This window comes from Leifsonia sp. HAY1-4F (genome assembly GCF_056755275.1).
The window spans coordinates 1-24793 of sequence record NZ_JBNDHX010000008.1 but is presented as its reverse complement, the minus strand read 5'-3'; the positions used below and the strand labels follow the sequence as shown (position 1 = coordinate 24793).

Below are 24793 nucleotides of genomic sequence, written 5' to 3'. Positions count from 1 at the left end.
GCAGGATCGACGTCGGAGTCGGAAACGGAGGAGACGGCTGCCGCGGCACCGACCCCTGGCCGGAAACGGAGGATGTCTGCGCCGGTTCGGGCCGAAGCATCCTCCGTTCCCTGCGCCCGTGCGGAAGCCGTCGGTGGCGCTGACTAAAGTGGACGGGTGAACGACATTCCCGCCCGCCTCTCCGGCCCTGTCCGCGTCGTCGGCGCGGGGCTGCTCGGCGCCTCCGTCGGACTCGGGCTGCGCGCCCGAGGCGTCGACGTGCTGCTCGCCGACGCCTCGCCCGCCCACCTGCGGCTGGCGGCGGACTACGGCGCCGGGCGGCTGGACGACGGGGGAGCGGAGCCCGCGCTGATCGTCGTCGCCGTTCCGCCCGACCTGACGGGCCGGGTGGTGGCCGAAGAGCTCGCCGCGCATCCCGGTGCGGTGGTGACGGATGTCGCGAGCGTGAAGGTCGCGCCCCTCTCGGAGCTCGAGGAGTCCGGCGTGGACCTCGCCCGGTACGTCGGCGGGCATCCGCTCGCCGGCCGCGAGCGCGGCGGCCCGTCCTCGGCGCGAGCCGACCTCTTCATCGGGCGTCCGTGGGTGGTGACGGCCCGGCCGGAGAACCCGCGTTCGGCGGTCAGCCTGGTCGAGTCGCTCATCCTCGACCTCGGCGCCGTCCCGGTCGAGATGGATGCGGCCCAGCACGACGCGGCGGTGGCTCTCGTCTCGCACGCCCCGCAGATCGTGTCGTCCCTCATGGCCAAGCGGCTGACCGACTCGCCCGACACCGCCCTCGCGCTGGCCGGCCAGGGCGTCCGCGATGTCACGCGGATCGCCGCGAGCGAGCCGGAACTCTGGGTCCAGATCCTGGGCGCCAACGCGCCCGCCATCGTCGAGATCCTGCATGCCTACCGCGACGACCTCGACCGGGTGCTCGTCGCGCTCGGCGATATCGATGCCGCAGGCGCCCGGCGGACGGTCGCCGAGGAGCTCGCCGGCGGGAACGCCGGTGTGTCCCGGCTCCCGGGCAAGCACGGCCAGGACCGGAAATATTCGCGCTTCGTGGTGATGGTCGAAGACCGTCCGGGCGAACTCGCCCGGCTGCTGGACGAGCTCGGAGAGCTCGGCGTGAACCTGGAGGACCTGCGCCTGGAGCACTCGCCGGGCGCGGCGTTCGGCCTCGCCGACATCGCGGTCCTGCCCGAAGTGCTGCACCGGACCGTGGACGACCTGACCGAACGTGGATGGAGGATCACCGGATGACCGGGACGACCGTGGTCGCCGTCGACGGACCGGCCGGAAGCGGCAAGTCGAGCGTCAGCAAGGCGACCGCCCGCCGCCTCGGCTGGGCGTACCTCGACACCGGCGCCGCCTACCGCGCCCTCAGCTGGTACGTGATCGCCCGCCGGGTCGATCCCACCGACGCCGGAGCGGTGATCGACTCGCTGCCGGACTTCGACTATCGCATCGGCACCGACCCGGACACCTACCACGTCTTCGTCGGCGACGCCGATGTGACCGAGACGATCCGCACGCCCGAAGTGACCACGGCCGTCAGTGCGATCGCGCGCGTGCCGGAGGTGCGCGCCTTCCTTACCGGGCTGTTCCGCGACATCATCCGGCACTCCGATCGGGACGGCATCGTGGTGGAGGGCCGCGACATCACCACGGTGGTCTGCCCCGATGCGCCGGTGCGCATCCTGCTGACCGCCGACGAAGCCGTTAGAATGGCCAGACGTTCCGCGGAGCTGGCAGATCACTCCGCCGCCCACGTCGGCGAGGCCCTGCGGAGGCGCGACGCGGCAGACTCCCGAGTCGTCGACTTCATGAATGCCGCAGACGGTGTGACCACCGTCGATTCCACCGACCTCGATTTCGACCAGACCGTCGACGCGGTCATCCAGGTCGTACAGAAAGCAGCCCATGTCTGACATCGAAAACGAGCCCTCCGGCGAGGACGACCTCGTCGTCCGGCTCTCCGAGCTCGACGAGGACCTCGCGGTCCAGCGGGCGAACGCGCTCCGCAGCGGCCTCGAGGAGTACGAGCTCGAGGAGAGCGACCTCGATCTCCTCGAGATCGCCGGCGAGGATGTCGAAGGCATCACCTACCTGCCCGCGCTGCCGGTGCTCGCCATCGTGGGCCGCCCGAACGTCGGCAAGTCGGCGCTCGTGAACCGTATCCTCGGTCGCCGTGAGGCCGTCGTGGAGGACACCCCTGGCGTGACGCGCGATCGCGTCTCGTACCAGGCGGAGTGGAACGGCCGAAAGTTCACCCTGGTCGACACCGGCGGATGGGAGCCCGATGCCCGCGGCATCGACGCGTCCGTCGCGGCGCAGGCCGAGGTCGCGATCGACCTGGCCGACGCCGTCCTCTTCGTCGTGGATGCGACGGTCGGCCCGACTTCGACCGACGAGCGTGTCGTCCCGCTGCTGCGGAAGTCCGACAAGCCCGTCTTCCTGGCCGCCAACAAGGTCGACGACACGCGCCAGGAGCCGTACGCCGCCGAACTGTGGTCCCTCGGGCTGGGCGAGCCGCATCCCGTCTCCGCCCTGCACGGCCGTGGAGTGGCGGACCTGCTGGACGAGATCCTGAAGGTCCTGCCGGAGGAGTCCGCCTTCGCCAAGCGCGGGGTCGGCGGCCCGCGTCGCGTGGCCATCATCGGCCGGCCGAACGTCGGCAAGTCCTCGCTGCTCAACAAGACGGCGGGGGAGGAGCGCGTGGTCGTCAACGACCTCGCCGGCACCACCCGCGACCCCGTCGACGAGCAGGTCGAGCTCGGCGGCAAGGTGTGGCGGTTCGTCGACACCGCGGGCATCCGCCGCCGGGTGCACCTGCAACAGGGCGCTGATTTCTACGCCTCGCTCCGCACCTCCACGGCGCTGGAGAAGGCGGAGGTCGCGGTCGTCGTCCTCGACGTGAGCGAGCCGATCAGCGAGCAGGACGTCCGCATCATCGACCTCGTCCTCGAGTCGGGCCGTGCGCTCGTGCTCGCGTTCAACAAGTGGGACCTCCTCGACGACGAGCGCCGTCGCTACCTGGAGCGCGAGATCGAGCAGGACCTCGCGCACGTGTCGTGGGCGCCGCGCGTCAACATCTCGGCTCGCACGGGCCGGCACCTGGAGAAGCTGGTCCCGGCACTGGAGCTGGCTCTCGAGTCGTGGGACACCCGCATCCCGACCGGCAAGTTCAACGCCTTCCTCGCCGAGCTGACCGCGGCCCACCCGCACCCGGTCCGCGGCGGGAAGCAGCCGCGCATCCTGTTCGGCACGCAGGCGACGAGCCGGCCGCCGACATTCGTGGTATTCACAACAGGCTTCCTCGATCCCGGCTACCGGCGGTACATCATCCGCCGCCTCCGCGAGGTCTACGGCTTCGACGGGTCGCCGATCGTGCTGAACATGCGCGTGCGCGAGAAGCGCAAGCGCTAGCCGTCGCTGCGTGAACCGTCCGCACCGTCCGTGTCAAGAGCGACACGCGGGCGGTTCGCGCGATGTTCACGTCACCGGAGCCCCCAAAGAGGGGGCGACCATAACGGGGGTATTTGTACCCCTGTCTGTCCTCACTATGGTGGACAACTGGGAGCTACCCGACCGTGTCCGCCCGAGGGCACGGGCTCCCGTCACCCGAGGACCGTACCCGATCATGAGTTCTACAGCTGCATACACCCCTGCCCGAAAGCGCCAGCTCGGCTCCGAGAAGCGCACTGAACCGCTCCCGACGGTCCACCCGAGGCCGTCGGATCGCAAGATCACCTGGAGCCGCGTCGCCATCGTGCTGACCGTGCTCTTCTGGGCGATCTACGTGGTCACCACGATCATCCGCCAGTTCATCGACAGCGGAAGCCAGAACTTCCGCTTCACGATGGAGGCAATCGGCTACACGGTCGTCGTCACCTTCCTCACGTTCTCGGCCCTGATGTACCTGGTGGCCCGGCAGGGAGCGCTCCAGCGCTTCCAGAAGCACGTCCGCGTGCCGCGCGCCGAGCTCGACCGGCACTTCGCCGAGAACCAGCCCTCCATCACCGTGCTCGTGCCCTCGTACGCCGAGGAGCCGGAGGTCGTGCGGATGACGCTGCTCTCCGCGGCCCTCCAGGAGTTTCCCTCCAAGCGCGTGGTGCTGCTGCTCGACGACAGCCCGAATCCGACCGATCCGGCCGTCATCGAACGGCTCGAGGCCACGCGGAACCTCGCCGACGACGTCAGCGCCATGCTGGCCGAGCCGCGGTTCCGGTTCTCGGACGCGCTCATGCGCTACGAGCTCGGCGACTCCGGCGTGTACGCCACGGACGAGTCCGCGATCGAGCTCGCCAACCAGTACCGCTGGGCCGCCGAGTGGCTCTACGGCCAGGCCGAGGCGCACGCCGTCGAGGACCACGTCGACGTCTTCTTCGCCGACCAGGTGCTGCGCGCCCTCGGCGACGACCTGGCGCTGACCGGCGAGGCCGTCGCCGCCGCCTACGCCTCCGGCGCCTCCCTGACCACGAAGCGTGTGGCCCAGCTGTACCGCCGGCTCGCCTGGACCTTCGACGCCGAGCTCACCGTCTTCGAGCGCAAGAAGTGGGCATCCCTCTCGCACGAGGCCAACAAGGCGATGAACCTGAACGCCTACATCGGCCTCATGGGCGGAACGTTCCGCGTCGAGGAGACGCCGGACGGCCCGGTCCTGAACCCGGTCCCCGGCGGCCAGCGCCGCGCAGGCGACATCGTGATCCCGGACAGCGACTTCCTGCTGACCTTGGATGCCGACTCCATCCTGCTGCGCGAGTACTGCCTCCGGCTCACCTACTTCCTGCAGCAGCCGGACAACGCGCGCGTCGCGGTCACCCAGACGCCGTACTCGTCCTTCCGCGGCGCCGGCACCCGCATCGAGCGCCTCGCCGGCGCGACGACCGACATCCAGCACATCCTGCACCAGGGCAAGAGCTACTACGGCGCGACGTTCTGGGTGGGCGCGAACGCGGTGATCCGCAAGCGCGCGCTCGAGGACATCGTCGAGACCGAGTTCGTCGGCGGCTTCGAGGTGCGCCGGTACATCCAGGACCGCACCGTCATCGAGGACACCGAGTCGAGCATCGATCTCGGCACCCACGGCTGGACGCTCGCCAACTACCCGGAGCGCCTCAGCTACTCGGCCACCCCGCCGGACTTCGGCTCGCTCATCGTGCAGCGGCGCCGCTGGGCGAACGGCGGACTGCTCATCCTGCCGAAGCTCTGGCGTCAGGTGAAGGAGCGGAAGCGCCGAGGTGAGACCGTGTCCCGCATCGAGCTGCTGCTGCGCATCAACTACATGGCGTCGATCAGCTGGGCGAGCTTCGGCCTGATCTTCCTGCTGGCGTACCCGTACGACGGCCGGCTGCTCAGCCCGATGGTCCTCCTCGCCGCGCTGCCGTACTTCATCAGCCAGGCCGCGGACCTCCGCTACACCGGGTACAAGGCCACCGACATCCTGCGGATCTACGGCTTCAACCTCATCCTGCTCCCGGTGAACCTGGCCGGAGTCCTGAAGTCCATCCAGCAGTCGCTCACCGGCAAGAAGATCCCGTTCGCCCGCACGCCCAAGGTGAGGAACCGCACGGCTTCGCCGCTGCTCTACGTCGTGGCGCCGCTCGCGATCGTCGCGTTCTCGCTGTTCACGCTCTGGCGCGACTGGAACGCACACAACTGGGGCAACGCCGCGTTCGCCGCGTTCAACGCGACGCTCGCCGTGTGGGCGATCGTCTCCTACATCGGCATCGGCAACACGATCGTCGACATCTGGCTCGGCGTGACCAAGCCGCTCTACGTGGACAAGTCCCGTAAGCGGGCGGCCGAGCAGGCGCAGCCGCAGACGGCCGCGCTCGACTGGCGCTCCGTGCTGTACTACGGGCACTCCGGCGGCGAGGTGCCCCACCTGGCGGGCGTCGGCGCTCTGACGGGAGAACCGGCCGTCGCCGAGTCCGTCGGCGCCGAGCCGGTCGGCGAGGACTCCGAGTCCCTCAGCGCCGAGAGGCAGGTCGCCTGATGTCCCGCGCATCCAAGAAGCAGGCCGTTCCCGACCTCGACCGCGCCCAGGCACCCGAATCGACCGGCGGGCGCCGGCTCTCCCCGTGGCGGGTGATCGCCGCAGCACTGGTCGGCATCGTCGTCGTCTCGGTGGGCGCCGTCGGCCTGCAGTGGTGGTCCGCCCGCGCGGCCGTCGACGCGAAGCCGTGGTTCGCGTCCTATGTGGATGTCACGGCCACCCCCCGGTTCGCGTTCGAGAACATGGGGACCACCTCCACGAAGGATGCGGTGCTGTCGTTCATCGTGTCCTCGCCGGAGAAGTCGTGCACACCGAGCTGGGGCGCGGCGTACACGCTCGACCAGGCGCGCGGATCCCTCGACCTCGACCGCCGGATCGCGCGCCTGCAGCAGCAGGGCGGGACCGTCGCGGTCTCGTTCGGCGGCCAGCGGAACGATGAGCTCGCGGTCGACTGCACCGATCCCTCGGCCCTGAAGAAGGCGTACGCCTCGGTCGTCGACCGCTACAAGATCGGCACCATCGACCTCGACCTGGAGGGCAGCGGTCTCGCCGACCACGACGCCACCGTGCGCCGGGCCACCGCCATCGCCGCCCTGCAGCAGGAGCGCAGGTCCGAGGGCAAGGCCCTCGCCGTCTGGCTGACCCTCCCGGTCGCGCCGACGGGCATGACCTCGGACGCGACGGACGCCATCGCCGCCATGCTCGCGGCCAAGGTGGATGTGGCCGGCGTCAACGTCATGACGATGGACTTCGGCAACTCCAAGGATGCGAAGGCGTCCCTGGCGAAGAACTCGGAGACGGCCGTCTCCGCCGCGCAGCGCCAGCTCGGCGTCCTGTACGACCGGGCCAAGCTGCACCAGAGCGACCCGAACCTGTGGGCCAAGCTGGGTGCGACTCCGATGATCGGGCAGAACGACGTGGGGGACGAGGTCTTCACGATCGCGGACGCCACCGCGTTCAACGCCTGGGCCGTCTCGAACGGGCTCGGCCGCATGTCCATGTGGTCCGCCAACCGCGACACCACCTGCGGCACGAACTACGTGGATGTGTCGGTCGTCTCGGTCGCCTGCAGCGGCGTCGCACAGGGCAAGAAGACGTTCGCCGGCATCCTGTCCAAGGGCTTCGACGGTCACATCGGTCTGGGGGAGGGCGCCGTCACGACGGCCGAGCCGACCACCACCGCGGCCGCCGACGACCCCGCCCACTCCCCGTACCCGGTGTGGGCGACGAAGAACTCCTACCTCAAGGGCACGAAGGTCGTCTGGCACCACAACGTCTACGTCGCCAAGTGGTGGACGAAGGGCGACGTGCCCGACAACCCCGTCCTGAACTCGTGGGAGACCCCGTGGGAGCTCGTCGGCCCGGTGCTCCCGGGCGAGACGCCCATCCCGCAGCCGACCCTGCCCGCAGGAACCTACCCCAACTGGGCGGGCACTGCGGACTACGACAAGGGTCAGCGGGTGCTCTTCGACGGCGTACCCTTTGAAGCGAAGTGGTGGACGCAGGGCGACAGCCCGGAGGCGGCCAGCGCGAACCCCGACTCGTCCCCCTGGACCCCGTTGACCCAGGACGAGATCGACCAGATCATCGGCGGCACCGCCCGCTGATCACAGCTCGGCGGCGGGATGTTGACTCCCCCCATCGCATCCCGTCGCCGACCACACCTGGACTCCCGCTGCGGGGCGGTGCGTCCGGGCGCGCGTGCGCGCCGCTCTGCGGCGTGCGCGGCGCAGTGTCGGCGGGGCGCCATGCGCCGTCGGGCGGTGCACGCTCCGCCCCGCCGACACGCAAGCTCCCGCCTCCGTCCGCGTGCGCGGCCCCCCGCCCCGACACGCTAAGATGGACGAGTTGCCTCGCCCGGTGCCCTGCGGCCCGACGAAGCGACAGCGGGCTGTGGCGCAGTTTGGTAGCGCACTTGACTGGGGGTCAAGGGGTCGCAGGTTCAAATCCTGTCAGCCCGACGCCGTGAAAAAGCCGGAGGGCACGAAGGTCGCAAAGCGACCCCGTGCCCTCCGGCTTTTTCACGGCTCGCTGCTGTCTATTGGGGTCCCCGCCCGCGCGGGGCCCCGGCGCCGACCCGAGCGCAGCGAGGGCCGGTGTTTCGGGGAGCGGGTGGGGCGCAGCCTGGCGACGGGCGTGGAGAAGCGACCCACTTGTCGGTTGAGGACTCGCAAGATCCCTACATGACGCCAGCTATCAGAAGAACCGTGTAGAGGGCCCAGCATGCAGCGGCGATGTAGCTCCCCATGCTCTGGGTCGGCTTGCGCTTCCTCCCGGAATACACACCGAAGACCACGAAGAACCCAGACAACACGGCGAACGTGACGGGGTTCACCACGCGTGCCAGGTCACTGTGATCGGTGAGCCCGAGAACGATCTGGACCGCGATGCTCGCAATGACAACTCCGATGAGAACTGTCATTGCGATGTACAGGGCGGACCTCTTGCGAGGTCGCGTGTCAGTAGTCATAGCTTCCTAAGCGATGCAGGACTTCAGGCCGTAGATGGAGGCGGCGGTTGCCCAGACACCAAGACCTGAGCTGGTGGTGACAAGTCCGGCACCCGTGCCTGCAATCGCAACGATGCAATCTAGGCTAGCTCGTGCAGGGTTACCCGGCTGGCCGTTGAGTGTCAGATAGTACGTGTAGGCCACTCGCCCGTTGTAGTACATCTGGAGGCGGGAACCCCGGCAGGTCCGAAGGAAGGTGCCCGGCTTCAGGAAGTAGCTGCTCCCATTGGTGAGCACGCAGTTGTAGGAATAGGCGCTCGTGGACGGGTCAGCGACAACCGGGAACGCGGTGTGCTCGTTGAATTCGACCACCTGTGTGAGCGTGTTCCCGTGGACCTCATACCGCGTGGGAACAGGGATACCGTTCGCATCCTTCGCCCAGGCGTCTCCGAATACGCGTAGCGGAGACCCGTCCGCTGTCACGATTGCCACAGTGCCGTCCGGAGTCTGCACGAGAGATGCGCCGTCCGGAACATCAATCGGGTAGTCATAGCGCTTGGGCGCCTGCGCGTTCTCGATCACTGTGTTGAGCTGGAGGGTGCCATCGGCCTTGATGAGTGGGACCGTGGTCGAGCCGTTGTTGTTATCGAACGCCACAACGCCCGGAAGCTGCGAATCCGCGGCGTCGGACGCCTGCTCAGCGAACGGCAAGCCGATCCGCAGAGAACCCCCGAGCCGCAGACCGTCAGCTGGGTCAACAGGGACATCTACGGTGCCGCCCGGAAGGGTCGCCGCCGCGGCGGTGTCACTGTCGCTACTCACTATCGCCAGGCCGGAAAGCGAGCCCGGTACTACGCCTTGGATTGCGGCAACCGCATCTACTGCGTTGACCTCCGCCGCGTCCAGCGCGGCAAATCCGGTCAGGCTGGCACCGACGAGGCAGACTCCCGTCATTGCTGCGGTCGACATGAAAACACGAGACTTCTTCATCGAGGTCTCCTTTCGTTCAGCATCGAACGAAATGGACAGATGTCCGTCACCCGGCACGCCGGAACGATCGCAGTCCACTACTCGAGGGCGGTTGCCCTCTTACCGATAGAGACGCAGCACCTGCCAGGACATGACGCGGGTTTGTAGAGGGAACTCAGGTGGGTTGGGAATCAAGGTCGCAAGGTCAGCCACCGCAGATCACCCTGCCCGGCAGTGAGCCGGTACCCCCGCAAAACTCAGGCCCCCCGATGCGTGCAAGCCGCGCTTCTGTCGGTCGCTCCTGAAACAATCAGCCATGACTGAATCCTGGTGGATCAAGTTCGAGCGAGCGCAACATCATCGCGCAGAAGCCGAAGCACTCATCGCGGGGATGCTAAGCCATCCGGCCATCCGCATCGAGAAGAGCTTCGACGATAGCCGCTGGAGCTTCAGGGTTCACCACGACGTACCAACCGATAACCAGCTTCCTGCGATCATCGGTGACTTCCTGTTCAACTTGCGGTCCGCCCTTGACCACATCATTGCGGCGAACGTCGAGCACCCGGACAACTCGAACCTCTTCCCGGTTTACTACGAGGACTTCACCGCACCCGCGCACCTCACCAAGAGGCTCAAATCGCACGCTCAGCGTTGGGCGAATCTCAAGAAGCAGTTACCCCGTGCCGTCTTCAAGGTGGTCGAGCTCGCGCAGCCGTTCATCGTCTGCCAGATCGACGGAACGGACCCAGCCGAAGCTGCGCTCACCATCCTTCACGAGTTGCAGAACCGGGACAAGCACGCAAGCCTCGGAGTGGTGACCTACCACATCCTCAACCCCCGGGGGTTCGTGGTAGCCGGCGACCCTGATCGTCGGGTGCCAATTCAATACCCAAGCCTTACGCCTGATTCGCTGATCCCTAACGGGTCAGTCATCTTCGCTTCAGAAGTCGATGTGGAGGTTGAGTTCGAGGGCGAAGTGAAGCTCGCGGTGATCGGCGGCCCCCTGGCTCGGCATCGGCCGCTGCCCGAGCTGTTCGTCGACATCCAGTCAGAGGTTGAGGCCGTGTTGCAAGCCGTGGAGCGCAACATGCCGTGACTTGCCGAAACGGACATCGACAGCACCGCTTCAGATTCGACTGAAAGGTCGCTCGAACCCCAAATGAAGCGCCCCCGCGGCGGACTCCTGTAGGGGCACCCGTGACGAACACCACCACCACGAAGACCGCTGCCGCAGCGAAGCCCGAGTTCAGTGGGCTGTGACGCGCGGCACCTGGGTGCTGCGTCACCTCAGGATCAGGGCGGCAAACGCTAACCAGGCTGCGGCACCGACAAAGCATGCTGTCGCATGCTTTGGTTGACGCCGTTTTGCCTGATCCACGCCCATCAGAATGCACAAGAGGGAAAACAGTGCGTAAACGGCCGCATCCAATGGGCTATTGAGGAACCCGGGGAGAGTGCCTGTCACCGACAGGATGATACGGAGCACCAGGAGAGTACCCATGGCCACAGCCACAACAGTCTCCGCAACTCGCAGACTTCTCGCTTTGGCAAATCCTTGCGTTGGTCCCATGCCTTACCCCGTGCAGGACTTCAGGCCGTAAACCGACGTCCCAAGGCCCAACCATGCAACGGCACCCTTTGCGGTCAGCACCACAGCTCCCCCGATCCCATAGGCGGATGCGGATGCGGCGAAACCGGTCAGGCTCGCACCGATAATGCAGGCCCCTGCCAGCATTGCAGCTGACATCAAAACACGAGACTTCTTCACTGAGGCCTCCCTTTCGTTCATCACCGAACGAAGTGGACACAATGTCAGTCACCCGGCAAGCCGGAACTGTCGCAGTCCACACATCGGAAGGGTAGAAAGCCCTTCACTTACTCAGACTCAAATGTCACGCGAACGTGACGCGGCGTTGCACGAATTGTGTTCACATGCGCACAGCCATCCAGCAACCAGCGCCGCGCCGCGTGTAGGGAGTCCCAATCGCGAATTCAGCGTCCGACGTCGGAACTCGGCGTCGGCGGGAGCGTCGGCATGATGAGGTGGCCGTCGTCGGGTCCGCCCACCTGGAGTTCGCCATCCGCCCGGACGAGCACCTTACGGCTCCATCGGTCGGGCATCGGGCAGGGGCTGCCATTCTGGCCTGAGGTGTGTTCCAGGCCGAAGCGCGCTGTGCTGGTCGCGGTCGAGCCCGGTGTGGTCAGGGTGACGATGAGCGTGTGCGCGCTGGTGTCGGGGCGCCGGCCCATTAGGGAGATATCGAACGATCCGGCCGCTCCTCCGTGGGCGCACTGTGCGGCGTAGCACGCCTCGATGCTTCCGCCGGGATGTGTCGCCAGCCACCCCTGACCGTCGATCCTGACATAGGGGAGCGCGATAGCCGCGCCCGCGCATACTACGGGAGCACAGCCGGCGAGAAGGAGAACGGTGGCGACCGCGGGAAAGGCCAGTCGTCGCCGGACGACGCGGCCTTTGCGGTGGTCGGCGGTCGTCAGTTTCATGCGGCCCCCTTCGCCCGACGTCAGGATCGATCCTGGACGAGAAGTCGCCGACGGGGAAGGGGGGACCGATTGGAGGCAGACTCATCCGCCCGCTGTCGCAGCTTCGCCCGGCGCGAACCGCGTGTGCGCCGTTTTGGAACGTGTGCTGCGGCGCGAGCAGGTGCACACGTTACGAACTGCCGCGCGAGCAGGCGCACGCCTTACGAAAGCGACCCGGCGCCTACCGAGCCCACCGCCCTCGCGGTCGTCTGAGCCATCGGTGGAGCCGCACTACTCGACGGAGGCCGTCGCGCTCGGCGGTGCGGCATGCGGGGAGTGTGCCGGCACGATCCCGTGTTCCAGCGCGTACAGGCTGGCGCCGATCCGGTTGCTCACGCCGAGCTTGCCGTAGATGCGCTCCACGTGGTTGCGCACCGTCTTCTCCGAGAGCGTGAACAGCCCGGCGATCTGCCGGTTCGATTGGCCCTGTGCGACCAGGACGAGCACCTCGACCTCCCGTGACGTGAGTCGGTCCTCGCGAGCGGCGCGCCTGGGGGTGGCATGTCCCGCTGCTGTGAGCACGGCAGCGACTGCGGCGTCGTCCAGCCCACCGGCGGCGGCCCGCCTCCTCAACCGCTGGGCGGCCTGGTCGGGTGTCTGGGCAGCCCGGTAAGGGCGTGGCTCCAGCGCCGATTCGTACGCCACGGCAGCGGCCAGGACTCGGTCGAGTACGGGCAGCGCCGATAGTCCGAGCGCGCGCGGATAACCTTCTCCGTCGGGCCGTTCGTGATGGTTCGCCGCGATCCGCGCGACGTCGCCCAGGCCGCTGACTCGTTCGAGGATGCGCGCAGTGAGGTACGGGTGCAGGCGGACGCGTTCCCACTGCTCCGCCGAAAGCTGGGAGGTGGACTCCCAGACCCGATTCGAGATCCCGATTCGCCCGATGTCGTGCACATGGCCCGCGCGGCGGACCGCGGCGACGTCGGCGCTGTCGAGTCCGAGGTGCGATGCGGCGTGCGCCGCGAGCTCGGCGACTGCGCGTGAATGGCCGAGTGTGTACGGGAACTTGAGGTCCGCGAAATCGCCGAGCGCGATGAGCATGCGGTCGAGCTCCGCGGGGGTGAGCGGGTGATCCCGGTCGGGGGCCTCCGCGAGGGCGGCGTCCCAGTAGCTGCCGTGGTCGGGTGGGGCCAACAGTGATGCAGGATCCGAGAGAAACGCGTCGGCGACCAACGGGTCGAACTGCCCTCCGCGTCGCGATCGCACCAGATGCTCCGCGCCGCCGGGACCGTAGGTGCGGTCGTGCACCTCCACGAGGTCGGCCAGTTGCGCGACCCGCATCTCGATCGGCAATTGGTCGCCCGCCAGGCCCTGCGGGCCGCCGGTGCCGTCGAAGCGCTCGAACGTGGCGCCCAGTACGGTCTGGACGTGGTTCGACAGGCCGATCTCGGCGGCCAGCAATGAAGCCGAGGCGCAGTGCGAGTGCACGAGTGCACCCAGCTGCGCAGTCGGGCTGCGCATGAGCCGACCGATCAGCCTGATCCGCTGCGGCAGGGGAGCACCGTACGCGACATTGCCCATCAGGAACCGCATGTATGGCAGGCCCGCCCAGTCCACGAGGTACGCCTCCCGCTTGACGGCGATGTCATCGCCGAACCAGCGGGTGTACTCGGTCGAGTCGGCGTGGCACCCGATCCACATCACGAGCGTGGTGTGGAAGGTGGTGTCGCGTTGCTCGCGGGTCAGTCCGATGCGGTCGGCGAGGCGGGTCGCGATGATCGCCGAGCGCAGAACGTGCTCCGCCGGCTGGCCGAGCCCGAGGTCGAGCGCGATCGACAGCGCGGCGAGCAGCTCGGTGCGGTGCGTCGCGCCCGCGGGAGGTGACACAAACTCATTCTGCACCCGGACGGGCACTCATGCTTCCGCTTCGAGCAATTCGCGCTGGCGCTCGGCCGCTGAGATGTGCCGCGAGGGATCGAAGGCGTCGTAGCGGGAGAACCCGTACACGAAGATGCCGAGCTGCGGCAGCCAGAAGCCGCCGATGCGTGCCTGCGACGGCAAGGGCTGCGGGGCTCCGAGATCCCGGCCGGCGAGCGTGGCCCGGCTGTCCTCGATCGTCCAGATGCGCAGCGGTGCCGCGCGGAAGCGCTGTCGGTTGGGCATCTGGCCGGCGAGCCGTACCGTGCCCACGCCGAGCATCGGGCCAGCCATCCGTCCCATGAGCGCCAGGACGACCGGCGCAGCCCACATCCGGAGCGGCATCGCGCGTCCCATCGCGGTCATCATCCGGCTGACCACGGTCTGCCCGACGGCCACCGTCCAGTCCAGGATGTCGCCGACTCGAACGTGCAGCGTCTGGTCGTCGAGCCACTCCAGCGCGATGTCGGAGCGGATCGAGGGATGGCTGCACGCCGCGCCGATAAATCGCTCGCAACTGTGCGCTGGATCGGATGTCGAGTACACCCTCCAGTCGCCCTCCGGGCCGCGGTGCCACACCGCGCGATAGCCCGCGCCGAAGCTCGCGGCCGTGTTCGCGCGAAGCGCGAGGTAGTCGCCGGAGGCGAAGGAGAGGCCCATCACCCCGTAGCCGCTGATCCGCTCGTCGTCACCCGTCGGGAGCCATGGTCTCGCTTCGGAGAGCTCGGCAACGGCGCGGGGCGTCTCTCCGGTGGACATCATCGTCCCTGGACGACCGGGAACAGCCGGTCGGCGACGAGTCCGTGGGCCTCCCGGTGAACGGCGGCCGCGGACTCGGGGTCCGGCGCCTCCACCAGGCACCACGCCTTGCCGTTCGTCTCGTCCACCCAGTAGGCGCGGTAGTCGACGCCGTATTTCGTCTGGACCAGCAGATCCTGTGCGTGCGCGCCGGCCACGTCGGCTGCCGTCGTGCCCTCGGGAAGGCTTTCGTGCACATCCATGTAGAGCGTCATGATTCCTCCAAGATCGAATTCCTGCCTCCAGACTGACGCTGGCGCGAGAAGGGGTCATGGGGCATCTGCCTCAAGTTCAGGATGAATGCCGACGACGCAGGCGCCGAGGGGAGCGCAACGCGAGGTCGGCGGGCGAGCTGCAGGGTGTCAGGAGCGGTTGGACACGTGATTCACCGGCTAGCTGCCGACGTCGGAACGCGGCGTCGGCGGGAGCGTCCGCCGACGTGACCTTGAGCGGCGCGAACGCGTGTGTGCGCCGTTTGGGAACGTGTGCTGCGGCGCGAGCAGGCGCACACGTTACGTACTGCCGCACGAGCAGGTGCACACGTTACGAACTGCGGCACGAGCACGCGCGCGCCTGGCGAATTGCGGCGCGAGCCGCTCGGCCACGTGCTTGCCAACCACACCTCAGCGATATATCGTTAGCTATCGCTGACCACACAAGGAGGCACCCAATGTCATCGTCATTCTCCGCCGGCGGGTTCGGTGGCCGCATGGACCCGGAGGCCATGTGGCAGGCGTTCGAGCAGTTGCGGTCCACGTTCGAGAAGAAGGTGGGGACGCGGATGGGACGCGGCGACGTTCGCGCCGCCGTGCTCGCCCTGCTCGCCGAGAAGCCGATGCACGGCTACCAGATCATCCGCGAGATCGAGGAGCGCAGCGGCGGCAGCTGGAAGCCCAGCGCCGGATCGGTGTACCCGACCCTGCAGCTGCTCTCCGACGAGGGGCTCATCACGGCGGAGGAGTCCAACGGGCGCAAGACGTACGCGCTGACCGAGGCTGGACGCGAGGTCGCCGCGGCCGAGGGCGCCGTGCCGTGGCTGGGCGACGAGACCGGCGAGCGGCGTGCGCCGGGCGCAGGCGCGGGCCACGGCGCGTTGCCCAAGGCAGGCATCGAGCTCGCGCAGGCTGCCGCGCAGGTGCACCGCACGGGGACTCCGGAACAGATCGCGGAGGCGGCTGCCATCCTCGAAGAGGCACGCCGGCGGCTGTACGCGATCCTCGCCCAGGGCTGAACGGGTGACGACCGAGCAGGCGCCGGCCCCGGCGTCCGACACTCCCGGTACGACCGCCGCAGAGCCGGTGACGCGCGCGGCCGACTCCGCCTCGCCGGTCACGCCTCTGGCTCCGCCACGCGCGCCCGGCCCTCGCGCGGCGACGCCAGCGACGCGCGCCCGCTACCGCCGTATCCTGCGGTTCGCGGGGTGGAACCTCACGGTGACCTGGTGGTACGAGCTGGTGCTTCCGCGTATCGGCCTCCGCCGCCTCGCCGAGCGGACCCGCCCGCGGCGCATGCGGAAGTTCGCCCAGCGGTTCCACGTGCTCGCGGTCGAGCTCGGCGGCCTGATGATCAAGGTCGGCCAGTTCATGTCCTCCCGGCTGGATGTGCTCCCGCCGGAGATCACGAGCGAGCTGGAGGGACTGCAGGACGAGGTGCCCGCCGTTCCCTTCCCGGCGATCCGTGCTCTCGCCGAGGCCGAGCTGGGTGTCCCGCTGGAGCTGGCGTTCGCATCCATCGACGAGATCCCGGTCGCCGCGGCATCCCTCGGGCAGGCGCACCGGGCGCGGCTCACGCCGGCGACCCGGTCCGAGACGGGACTGGACGGGGTGGTCATCAAGGTGCAGCGTCCGGGCATCGACGCGATCGTGGATGTGGACCTCGCCGCCCTTCGCCGGGTCGCGCGCTGGCTCAGCCGCATCCGGCTCGTCGCCGACCGGGCGGATCCGCCGGCCCTGGTGGAGGAGTTCGCGCGCACCAGCCTGCAGGAGATCGACTACCTGCACGAGGGCGCCAACTCGGAACGGTTCGCCGAGGAGTTCGACGGGGATGCCCGCGTGGGCGTCCCGGCGGTCGTCTGGGAGCGGACCACGCGCCGCGTCCTCACCCTGGAGGACGTGACGGCGATCAAGATCACCGACACCGCTTCGCTCCGCGCGGCGGGCATCGACCCTGCGGAGGTCGCGCCGGCCTTCGCCGAGGTGATGTTCGACCAGCTGTTCACGAACGGGTTCTTCCACGCGGACCCGCATCCGGGCAACATCTTCGTGACACCGACACCGACACCGAATGCTGCAGGCGGCCGGCCCTGGCGCCTCACCTTCGTGGACTTCGGGATGATGGGCGAGGTCCCTCCCGGCATCCGGAGCGGGCTGCGCCGGCTGCTGATCGCGGCAGCATCCCGCGACGGCAAAGCGCTCGTGGATGCGATCCGCGAGGTGGGCGTACTGCTGCCGACCGCCGACACCGCCGAGCTCGAACGCGCGATGGTGCACCTGTTCGCTCGCTTCGGCGGGATGGGGTTCGCTCAGCTGCGGGAGGTGGATCCGCGGGAGTTCCTCGAGTTCGCGGACGAGTTCGGCGATGTGGTGCGCTCGCTCCCGTTCCAGCTTCCCGAGAACTTCCTGCTCATCGTCCGGGCGATGGCGCTCACCTCCGGCGTCTGCAGTGCGCTCGACCCCGACTTCAACCTCTGGGACTCGGTCGAGCCGTACGCGGCGCAGCTGCTTCGGGAGGAGCGCGGCAACGTGGTGCAGGACCTCGCGCAGCAGGCGCTCGAGATCGCCGGCGTCGCCTGGAGGCTGCCCAAGCGTCTGGATGCGCTGGTCACCCGGGTGGAGGACGGCTCGATCGCGGTCAGCACGCCCCGGCTGGAGCAGCGGGTCGCGCGCCTCGAACGGACGGTGCGGCGCCTGGTCGCGGCGATCGTCTTCGGCGGCACGATCGTCGCCGGGGCCATCGTGCACGGCGGCGACCCGGTGCTCGGATCGGTGCTCATGATCGGGTCCGTGGTTCCGTTGGCGTTCACCGTCTTCACAGGCCGGCGGGGCGGCTGAGGCGGAATACCGCCTGATGGATGGGCGTTTCACCCACCATGGCAACCACTGAGATCACGTCGACCAACCACGACCAGACCGTCGCCGACGGCATCGTGCTGCTCGACTTCTGGGCCGACTGGTGCGGTCCCTGTCACATGTTCGCGCCCGTGTTCGAGAAGGCGTCCGAGCAGCACTCCGACATCACGTTCGGCAAGATCGACACCGAGGCGCAGCAGGAGCTGGCCGCGTCCTACGGCATCCAGTCCATCCCGACCCTCATCGCGTACCGCGACGGCATCCCGCTGTTCTCGCAGGCCGGCGCGCTGCCGGGCGAGGCGGTCGAGAACCTCATCGAGCAGATCCGCGAGCTCGACATGACCGAGGTGCGGAAGCAGTACGACGAGCTGAAGGCGGCCGCGCAGCAGCAGGCCTGATTCGCGCGTCGAGGGCGCGGCACCGTCAATCGACGGGTGCCGCGCCTTTCTCGTTCCCGCTGCGGGCGTCGCGGATGCCCGCAGCCACGGCGCGTCGGACCACCCAGTACAGGGCGTACAGCGCGACCGCAGCGATGGTGACGGTGAGGGCGAGGCTGGTCAAGCTGTCCACGGTCAGTCCTCAGTCCTCAGTCCTCGTCCGCAACGCCGACCGCGTCCGCGACGGCGACGCGCTCGCGCGCCGGCGTGAGCAGCCTGCCGAGGTACGCCATGACGACCGACGCCCCGATCAGAGCGACGCCGAGCGGCGGGACGGTCTGGGCGATCAGTTGACCGATATACGACAACCCGGTCAGCAGGCCCTGGTCGACGCCGCTCGCCGTGTTGTACGAACCTGTCATCGCGTGGCCGAGGAACGGCATGGACGTAGTCAGCAGCATCCCCGCCAGTGTCAGCCCGATTCCCCACCACAGCACGACCTTCGGTCGCAGCTTCGACTCGTTCACAGACGTCCCCCTTCGTCGCGTTCACCCCGATGCTAACGGATGCGCGGTGCCGGGTACCGAAGGAGATCGGGGCTCGAATCTCCTTCGAATGGCAGTACTGAAGGAGATTCGGCCGGGAGCTGTTCGAGTCTCCTTCGATCCGAGGCCCCTCCGGGACGGGGAGGCGGCAGAGGCGGCAGACGCGGCGGAGGCGGGCGAGAGGGAGGCGTCAGCGGCGGGCGGTGTGCGCCGAGGACAGTGCCGCGCTGCTCGCTCGCGCGACGAGTGCCGGCTGGAACTCGACGTGGACCGGCTGCGCGTCCGGCTTCGCCGTGAGCTGCAGCAGCAGGTCCATCGCGGTCGAGCCGATCTCGAGGCTGGGCTGGCGGATCGAGGAGAGGGGTACCACGGCCGCCGACGCGAACGCGATGTCGTCGTAGCCGATGAGGGCGACATCCTCCGGCACCCGGATGCCCGCCTGCAAGAGGCTCTGCAGCAACCCGATGGCGACCAGGTCGTTGGCGGCGAAGACGGCGTCCGGGCGATCGCCGGCCGGGCGTGCGGCGAGGGGCGCACCGACGCGCTGACCTCCCTCGAGCGTGAGGTTCTCCGTCTCCAGCTTCTCGACCGTGCTGCCGGGGAGAGAGGACGCGACCTCCTCTGTCGCCCCGCGGTAGCGGTGGGCGACCTGCTCGATGGCGAAGGGTCCGCCGGCGAAGGCGATACGGCGGCACCCCTGCTCGATCAGGTGGGCCGCGGCGAGGCGTCCACCGGCGACGTCGTCCACGGCGACCGAGCTGAACGAACGGTCGAGGCTGGTGCGGTCGACCAGCACGGAGGGGATGCCGCGGTCCCGCAGGCGGTGCAGGCTCGGGGTCGCATCGCCGACGGGCGAGATCAGCACGCCGCGGATGCGCTCCTGCTCGAACATGGTCAGGTAGCCGGCCTCGCGCTGCTCGTTCTCGTCCGAGTTGCCGACCAGTACCGAGAGCCCGTCGCGCGCCGCCCGGTCTTCTGCCCCTCGGATGAGCGAGGCGAAGAACGGGTTGCCCACGTCGAGGACCACCATGCCGATCCCGCTGCCCTGACCCATCCGGAGCTGGCGGGCGGCGTTGTTGCGCACGAAGCCCAGTTCGGCGATCGCGGTCTGCACGCGCTGCACCACGGCGTCGGAGACCCGCTCGGGACGGTTCAGGACGTTGGAGACCGTCCCGACCGAGACGCCGGCGAGGGCGGCGACATCCTTGACACTGGCGGACGGCATGGCGCTCCTTCATTCGAGGCAGTGCTGCATATTATCCACGTTTCATTACGGTTCTGCACAGATTCCGACAGGGACTTGACGTGGCGCGGTGCGGTCTGGCAAGGTCATTTCAACGTTTCAAAATGAAACGGTTCACACCCGACGTGGAGATCATTCACGACAATGACGTCATCAGCAACTCCCGCTCCCGGCGGGCCACCGGTCCTCGAACTCCGGGGCGTGGCCAAGGCGTTCGGCCAGGTCATCGCCCTCAGCCGCGCCGACCTCCGGGTCGAGCAGGCGTCCATCCACGCCCTCGTCGGTGAGAACGGTGCGGGCAAGTCCACTCTCGTGAAGATCGTCGCGGGGCTCTACCAGCGGGACGCCGGCGAGATGCGATTCCGCGGTGAAGCGGTCGACTTCAGCACCACGGCGGAGGCGAAGAACGCGGGCATCGCGGTCATCTACCAGGAGCCCACTCTCTTCCCCGACCTGTCCGTCACCGAGAACGTCTTCATGGGCCGCCAGCCCACCGACCGCCTCGGGCGTGTCGACCGCAAGGCCATGCGCACCGAGGTCCGTGAGATCTTCCGGCGGCTCGGCGTCCACATCGACCCGGACCGCCTCGCCGAGGGCCTTTCCATCGCCGATCAGCAGCTGATCGAGATCGCCAAGGCCATCTCACTGGATGCGCGCCTCCTGATCATGGACGAGCCGACCGCCGCCCTCTCCGGCGTCGAGGTCGAGCGGTTGTTCGTCGTGGCCCGCAGCCTCCGCGACGAGGGTCGCGGCATCGTCTTCATCTCGCACCGCTTCGACGAGGTGTTCTCGCTCTGCGACACGATCACGGTCATGCGCGACGGTGCCTACGTCTCCACCGACAGCACGGTCGACGTGACCGAGGACGAGATCGTGCGCCGCATGGTGGGCCGGGATGTGACAGAGCTGTTCCCCAAGCAGGCGGCGACGATCGGCGAGCCGCGGCTCGTCGTCGAGCACCTGACCTCCACCGGGGTCTTCCACGACGTCAGCTTCACGGTGCGCTCCGGCGAGATCGTGGCGCTGGCCGGCCTCGTGGGCGCCGGCCGCAGTGAGATCGCGCGAGCGGTGTTCGGCGTCGACGGCTACGAGACGGGCAGCGTCCGGGTGGAGGGGCGGCCGGTGCCCAAGCGCCGGCCGACCGCGGCCATGGCGGCGGGCCTCGCGCTCGTCCCCGAAGACCGTCGCAAGCAGGGGCTGGTGCTGGAGGAGACCGTCGCGCGCAACAGCACCCTGGCCATCCGCAACAAGCTGACCAAGGCGGGCTTCATCCGCAGCGCCTCCGAGAACTCCGCCGCCCGCGTGTGGGCTAGCCGCCTCCAGCTCAAGACCAACGCCCTCGACACACTCGTCGGGACGCTCTCCGGCGGCAACCAGCAGAAGGTCGTGCTGGGCAAGTGGCTGGCCACCGAACCGCGCGTGCTCATCATCGACGAGCCCACCCGCGGCATCGATGTGGGCACCAAAGCGGAGGTCCACCGGCTGCTGTCGGAGCTCGCCGGGCGCGGCATGGCGATCCTGATGATCTCGTCCGAACTGCCGGAGGTGCTCGGGATGGCCGACCGCGTGCTCGTCGTCCGCGAGGGCCGGATCACGGCCGACCTCGACCGCTCCGTCGCCGACGCCGAGAACGTCATGTTCGCGGCCACCCACGCCCTCGAGGAGTCCGCGCGATGACGACACCCACCCTCACGCCCGCGAAGGTGCCCAACGCGGGCGTCCGGATCGCCCGCACCTTCGTCCGGGCTCGCGAGACCGGCATCCTGCTCGCGATCCTCGTCGTGATCGCCGTGACCACGGCCATCAACCCGACGTTCCTGTTCAGCGGCGACGGCTGGCGCGACCTGCTTCTGACGCCCTCCATCCTCGCTCTCGTCGCCATCGGCCAGGCCATCGTCATCATCACCCGCAACGTCGACCTGTCGGTCGGCTCGGTGGTGGGACTGACCGCGTACCTGACCGGGCGTCTCTTCGCCGACATCCCGGGCATCCCGATCATCGCCGTCTTCGTGATCGGCGCCCTCGCCGGCGCAGTGCTCGGTCTGGTGAACGGCGCGCTCGTTGCGTTCGGCAAAGTGCCGGCGCTGGTCATCACCCTCGGCACGCTGTACGCCTATCGCGGCATCGACGTTCTGTGGGCGGGCAGCAACCGCATCAACGCGAGCGACATGCCCGACGCCTTCCTCGGGCTCGGGACGGGGTCCTTCCTCTCCATCCCGTACCTCACCATCCTGGCGGTGCTCGTCATGCTGATCGCGGGCTGGTTCCTCCGGAACCGCCGCGGCGGCCGCGAGCTGTACGCGATCGGCTCCGACCCCGCGGCCGCCGAGCTGTACGGGCTCAAGGTCACGCGCCGCATCCTCACCGCGTTCGTCCTCTCCGGCGCGACCGCGGGCCTCGCCGGAGTGCTGTTCGTCGCCCGCTACGGCACGGTCAGCTCGCAGACCGGAACGGGCCTCGAGCTGCAGGCCGTGGGAGCGGCCGTCATCGGCGGCGTCGCCATCTTCGGCGGCAGCGGTTCGGTGTACGGCGCGGTCCTCGGCGCGGTGCTGCTGCTCACCATCAACCGGGCGCTGCCCATCCTCGGAATCCAGGACTTCTGGCAGCAAGCGGTGGTCGGCGTGCTCATCATCGGCGCCATCGTCCTCGACCGTGTCCTCTCTCTGCGGCTGTCCCGCCGCCTCGTCGCCGAAAGGGAGGTCGCCGCGTGACCGACACCCAGGTGCCCACCACCTCCGCGCCCGCGCGGAGGTACCCCGACTACAGCCGCCCGCTCTGGCAGCGCTGGCTGCTGACCCGCGAGTTCGCCGTGATCGGCGCGCTGATCGTCGTCGCCATCGTGGCCTCCGGGACCGTGCAGAACTTCGGCACCCCGGTCACGCTCGGCTTCCTGCTGCTGGATGTGACCCCCATCCTGATGATCGCGCTGCCGATGACCTTCGTCATCGTCACCGGCGAGATCGACCTCTCGGTGGCGAGCACCCTCGGACTCAGCAGCGTCCTGCTCGGTGTGCTGACGAAAGCCGGGATGCCGTTCGAGTTCGCGATGGTCGTCTGCCTGGTGGTCGGGCTGGTCTGCGGCGCGGTGAACGGGTTCCTCGTCACCGTGGTCGGACTCCCATCGCTCGCGGTCACGATCGGAACGCTCGCGCTGTTCCGCGGCATCGCGGTCGGCCTGCTCGGCACGACGGCGATCACCGACTTCCCGTTCTTCTGGCAGAATCTCGCGCAGCAGCGCTTCGGAACCTCGGGCATCCCGGTCATCATGGTGCTGGTGGTGGTGCTCGTCATCGTCTTCGCGGTGCTGCTTCACGCCACCCCGTACGGCCGCGGGCTGTTCGCGCTCGGGCTCAGCTCCGACACGGCCGCCTTCTCCGGGGTGAACGTCGCACGCACCAAGTTCATCGCGTTCCTGCTCACCGGTCTGATCTCGGCCCTCGCCGGGATCTACTGGACGCTCCGCTACGGGAGCGCCCGCGGCGACAACGCCGTCGGGCTGGAGCTTTCGGTGATCGCTGCGGTGCTCCTCGGCGGCGTCTCCATCTTCGGCGGCAAAGGTGCGATGCACGGCGTCATCGCCGGCGTGCTGCTGATCGGAGTGCTGCAGAGCGCGCTCCGGCTGGCGAATGTCAGCTCCGACGCCATCAACATCATCACCGGTGTCCTCCTCATCGTCTCGGTCCTCTCGCCGCGCATCCTCGCTTGGGCGCGCGGCTCCCGAGCCCGCCGACGGCGAAGTCAGCCGTAGGCACGTTCCACCCGCACCACCTGCACCACCTGCTTCACCCACCCCGAAAGGAACAACGATGTTGCCCTCCACCTCGCGCCGCACCAAGCGCCTGTTCGCCCTCGGCGCCGGCGTCGTCGCCGTCGCCCTCGCCGTCACCGGCTGCTCGAGCGGCTCCAACGGCTCCGGATCCGGATCCGGCTCCAAGAACTACAAGATCACCTTCCTGCCCAAGAACCTCGGCAACCCGTACTTCGACACCTCCGACAAGGGCGGCGAGACGGCTATCAAGTCGTTCAAGGGCACCTACAACCAGGTCGGACCTTCGACCGCCACCGCGGACGCGCAGGTCAGCTACATCAACACCCTGACGCAGCAGCAGGTCGGTGCGATCGTGCTCTCGGCCAACGACCCGACGGCCCTCGGCAGCGCCCTCACCCAGGCCAAGTCGGCCGGCGTGAAGATCGTCACCTTCGACTCCGACACGGACGCGAAGTACCGTGACGTCTTCGTGAACCAGGCGACGGCGGAGGGCATCGCCAAGGTTCAGGTCGACACGATCTCGAAGGAGATCGGTGACAGCGGCGAGGTCGCCATCCTCTCGGCCGCCGCCAACGCGACGAACCAGAACGCCTGGATCGACCTGATGAAGAAGGACCTCGCGAAGGACCACCCGAATGTCAAACTCGTCGACACCGTCTACGGCAACGACGACGACCAGACGTCGTTCGACAAGACTGCGGCCCTGCTCCAGACCCACCCGAACCTGAAGGGCATCATCTCGCCCACCACGGTCGGCATCGCGGCTGCGGCACGCTACCTTTCGACATCGGACGCCAAGGGCAAGGTCAAGCTCACCGGCCTCGGCACTCCGAACCAGATGCGCGCCTACGTCAAGGACGGCACCGTCGACGAGTTCGCGCTGTGGAACCCGGAAGACCTCGGCTACCTCGCGGCCTTCGCCGCGAAGGCCTTGATCGACGGTGACATCACCGGCAAGAAGGGCGACACCTTCAAGGCGGGCAAGCTCGGCTCGTTCACGGTCGGCGACAAGGGGACCGTCCTCCTCGGTGACCCGTTCGTGTTCAACAAGGACAACATCGACAAGTTCCACTTCTGATCCCGTCCTGACCCTCGTCGCCCGGCCGGCTCAGGCCCTGTCTCTTATACACATCTCCGAGCCCACGAGACACTCGCTAATCTGGTGGGGGGTGTTCTTTTTGGGAGGGGGGGGGG

22 protein-coding genes and 1 tRNA gene are annotated in these 24793 nt (G+C 68.4%); 14 read left to right on the top strand and 9 right to left on the bottom strand.

Annotated elements, in window-relative coordinates; all coding sequences use genetic code 11:
* Positions 1-156 precede the first annotated feature (156 nt).
* From ACPYOG_RS03120 to ACPYOG_RS03095, 6 genes are all read left to right on the top strand, one after another.
* A complete protein-coding gene (locus ACPYOG_RS03120; RefSeq protein WP_481292798.1) occupies positions 157-1245 on the top strand; it encodes a prephenate dehydrogenase in 1089 nt (362 codons plus the stop codon).
* The gene (cmk, locus tag ACPYOG_RS03115) at positions 1242-1913 is read left to right on the top strand and encodes a (d)CMP kinase (protein ID WP_481292797.1); all 672 of its coding nucleotides are present in this window, start codon (positions 1242-1244) and stop codon (positions 1911-1913) included. The genes ACPYOG_RS03120 and cmk overlap by 4 nt, the downstream gene beginning before the upstream one ends.
* A complete protein-coding gene (der, locus tag ACPYOG_RS03110) occupies positions 1906-3411 on the top strand; it encodes a ribosome biogenesis GTPase Der (protein WP_481292796.1) in 1506 nt (501 codons plus the stop codon). Before cmk ends, der begins: the two co-directional genes overlap by 8 nt.
* 214 nt (positions 3412-3625) lie before the next feature.
* The gene (locus tag ACPYOG_RS03105; protein WP_481292795.1) at positions 3626-5983 is read left to right on the top strand and encodes a glycosyltransferase family 2 protein; all 2358 of its coding nucleotides are present in this window, start codon (positions 3626-3628) and stop codon (positions 5981-5983) included.
* Positions 5983-7590 carry a chitinase gene (locus ACPYOG_RS03100; RefSeq protein WP_481292794.1) on the top strand — a complete coding sequence of 536 codons (1608 nt, stop codon included), beginning with the start codon at positions 5983-5985 and terminating at the stop codon, positions 7588-7590. The genes ACPYOG_RS03105 and ACPYOG_RS03100 overlap by 1 nt, the downstream gene beginning before the upstream one ends.
* A gap of 280 nt (positions 7591-7870) precedes the next feature.
* Positions 7871-7944 (top strand) — tRNA-Pro (locus ACPYOG_RS03095).
* A 218-nt stretch (positions 7945-8162) separates the two neighbouring features.
* Here the strand turns inward: ACPYOG_RS03095 and ACPYOG_RS03090 are convergent.
* Complete coding sequence (locus tag ACPYOG_RS03090; RefSeq protein WP_481292793.1) at positions 8163-8453, bottom strand: hypothetical protein; 291 nt, start codon at positions 8451-8453, stop codon at positions 8163-8165.
* 6 nt (positions 8454-8459) lie between these two features.
* Positions 8460-9422: a hypothetical protein gene (locus ACPYOG_RS03085; protein ID WP_481292792.1), complete on the bottom strand. Its 963-nt coding sequence runs from the start codon at positions 9420-9422 to the stop codon at positions 8460-8462.
* 295 nt (positions 9423-9717) lie between these two features.
* Here ACPYOG_RS03085 and ACPYOG_RS03080 point away from each other — a divergent pair, with 295 nt between their 5' ends.
* A complete protein-coding gene (locus ACPYOG_RS03080; RefSeq protein WP_481292791.1) occupies positions 9718-10497 on the top strand; it encodes a hypothetical protein in 780 nt (259 codons plus the stop codon).
* 896 nt (positions 10498-11393) lie between these two features.
* Here ACPYOG_RS03080 and ACPYOG_RS03075 read toward each other — a convergent pair.
* The 4 genes from ACPYOG_RS03075 to ACPYOG_RS03060 all read right to left on the bottom strand — a co-directional run bounded on the left by ACPYOG_RS03075 (position 11394) and on the right by ACPYOG_RS03060 (position 14812).
* A complete protein-coding gene (locus tag ACPYOG_RS03075) occupies positions 11394-11903 on the bottom strand; it encodes a hypothetical protein (protein WP_481292790.1) in 510 nt (169 codons plus the stop codon).
* Between the two features lie 270 nt (positions 11904-12173).
* A complete protein-coding gene (locus ACPYOG_RS03070) occupies positions 12174-13769 on the bottom strand; it encodes an HD domain-containing phosphohydrolase (RefSeq protein ID WP_481292789.1) in 1596 nt (531 codons plus the stop codon).
* Between the two features lie 27 nt (positions 13770-13796).
* Complete coding sequence (locus ACPYOG_RS03065; RefSeq protein WP_481292788.1) at positions 13797-14558, bottom strand: hypothetical protein; 762 nt, start codon at positions 14556-14558, stop codon at positions 13797-13799.
* A complete protein-coding gene (locus tag ACPYOG_RS03060) occupies positions 14558-14812 on the bottom strand; it encodes a DUF4242 domain-containing protein (RefSeq protein ID WP_481292787.1) in 255 nt (84 codons plus the stop codon). The genes ACPYOG_RS03065 and ACPYOG_RS03060 overlap by 1 nt, the downstream gene beginning before the upstream one ends.
* 455 nt (positions 14813-15267) lie before the next feature.
* On the opposite strand from ACPYOG_RS03060, the gene ACPYOG_RS03055 reads away from it, so the two are divergent.
* The 3 genes from ACPYOG_RS03055 to trxA all read left to right on the top strand — a co-directional run bounded on the left by ACPYOG_RS03055 (position 15268) and on the right by trxA (position 18063).
* A complete protein-coding gene (locus ACPYOG_RS03055) occupies positions 15268-15828 on the top strand; it encodes a PadR family transcriptional regulator (RefSeq protein ID WP_481292786.1) in 561 nt (186 codons plus the stop codon).
* Between the two features lie 106 nt (positions 15829-15934).
* On the top strand, positions 15935-17647 hold the full coding sequence (locus tag ACPYOG_RS03050; RefSeq protein WP_481292832.1) for an ABC1 kinase family protein: 1713 nt from the start codon (positions 15935-15937) through the stop codon (positions 17645-17647).
* Between the two features lie 38 nt (positions 17648-17685).
* Positions 17686-18063, top strand: a complete 378-nt coding sequence (gene trxA, locus ACPYOG_RS03045; RefSeq protein ID WP_481292785.1) for a thioredoxin — start codon at positions 17686-17688, stop codon at positions 18061-18063.
* A 25-nt stretch (positions 18064-18088) separates the two neighbouring features.
* Here the strand turns inward: trxA and ACPYOG_RS03040 are convergent, their stop codons facing one another.
* The 3 genes from ACPYOG_RS03040 to ACPYOG_RS03030 all read right to left on the bottom strand — a co-directional run bounded on the left by ACPYOG_RS03040 (position 18089) and on the right by ACPYOG_RS03030 (position 19812).
* Positions 18089-18235 (bottom strand): hypothetical protein, encoded by a 147-nt coding sequence (locus tag ACPYOG_RS03040; protein ID WP_481292784.1) that lies wholly within the window; start codon positions 18233-18235, stop codon positions 18089-18091.
* 16 nt (positions 18236-18251) lie between these two features.
* Positions 18252-18569: a hypothetical protein gene (locus ACPYOG_RS03035; RefSeq protein ID WP_481292783.1), complete on the bottom strand. Its 318-nt coding sequence runs from the start codon at positions 18567-18569 to the stop codon at positions 18252-18254.
* A gap of 208 nt (positions 18570-18777) precedes the next feature.
* Positions 18778-19812 carry a LacI family DNA-binding transcriptional regulator gene (locus tag ACPYOG_RS03030; protein ID WP_481292782.1) on the bottom strand — a complete coding sequence of 345 codons (1035 nt, stop codon included), beginning with the start codon at positions 19810-19812 and terminating at the stop codon, positions 18778-18780.
* A gap of 162 nt (positions 19813-19974) precedes the next feature.
* Between ACPYOG_RS03030 and ACPYOG_RS03025 the strand changes: the two genes are divergently transcribed.
* Genes ACPYOG_RS03025 through rhaS form a run of 4 tightly spaced genes read left to right on the top strand, consistent with a single transcriptional unit; the run spans position 19975 to position 24677 of the window.
* Positions 19975-21507 carry a sugar ABC transporter ATP-binding protein gene (locus ACPYOG_RS03025; RefSeq protein WP_481292781.1) on the top strand — a complete coding sequence of 511 codons (1533 nt, stop codon included), beginning with the start codon at positions 19975-19977 and terminating at the stop codon, positions 21505-21507.
* A complete protein-coding gene (locus ACPYOG_RS03020; RefSeq protein ID WP_481292780.1) occupies positions 21504-22541 on the top strand; it encodes an ABC transporter permease in 1038 nt (345 codons plus the stop codon). The genes ACPYOG_RS03025 and ACPYOG_RS03020 overlap by 4 nt, the downstream gene beginning before the upstream one ends.
* Complete coding sequence (locus ACPYOG_RS03015; RefSeq protein WP_481292779.1) at positions 22538-23578, top strand: ABC transporter permease; 1041 nt, start codon at positions 22538-22540, stop codon at positions 23576-23578. Before ACPYOG_RS03020 ends, ACPYOG_RS03015 begins: the two co-directional genes overlap by 4 nt.
* A gap of 58 nt (positions 23579-23636) precedes the next feature.
* The gene (rhaS, locus tag ACPYOG_RS03010) at positions 23637-24677 is read left to right on the top strand and encodes a rhamnose ABC transporter substrate-binding protein (protein ID WP_481292778.1); all 1041 of its coding nucleotides are present in this window, start codon (positions 23637-23639) and stop codon (positions 24675-24677) included.
* The last annotated feature ends 116 nt before the right edge of the window (positions 24678-24793 follow it).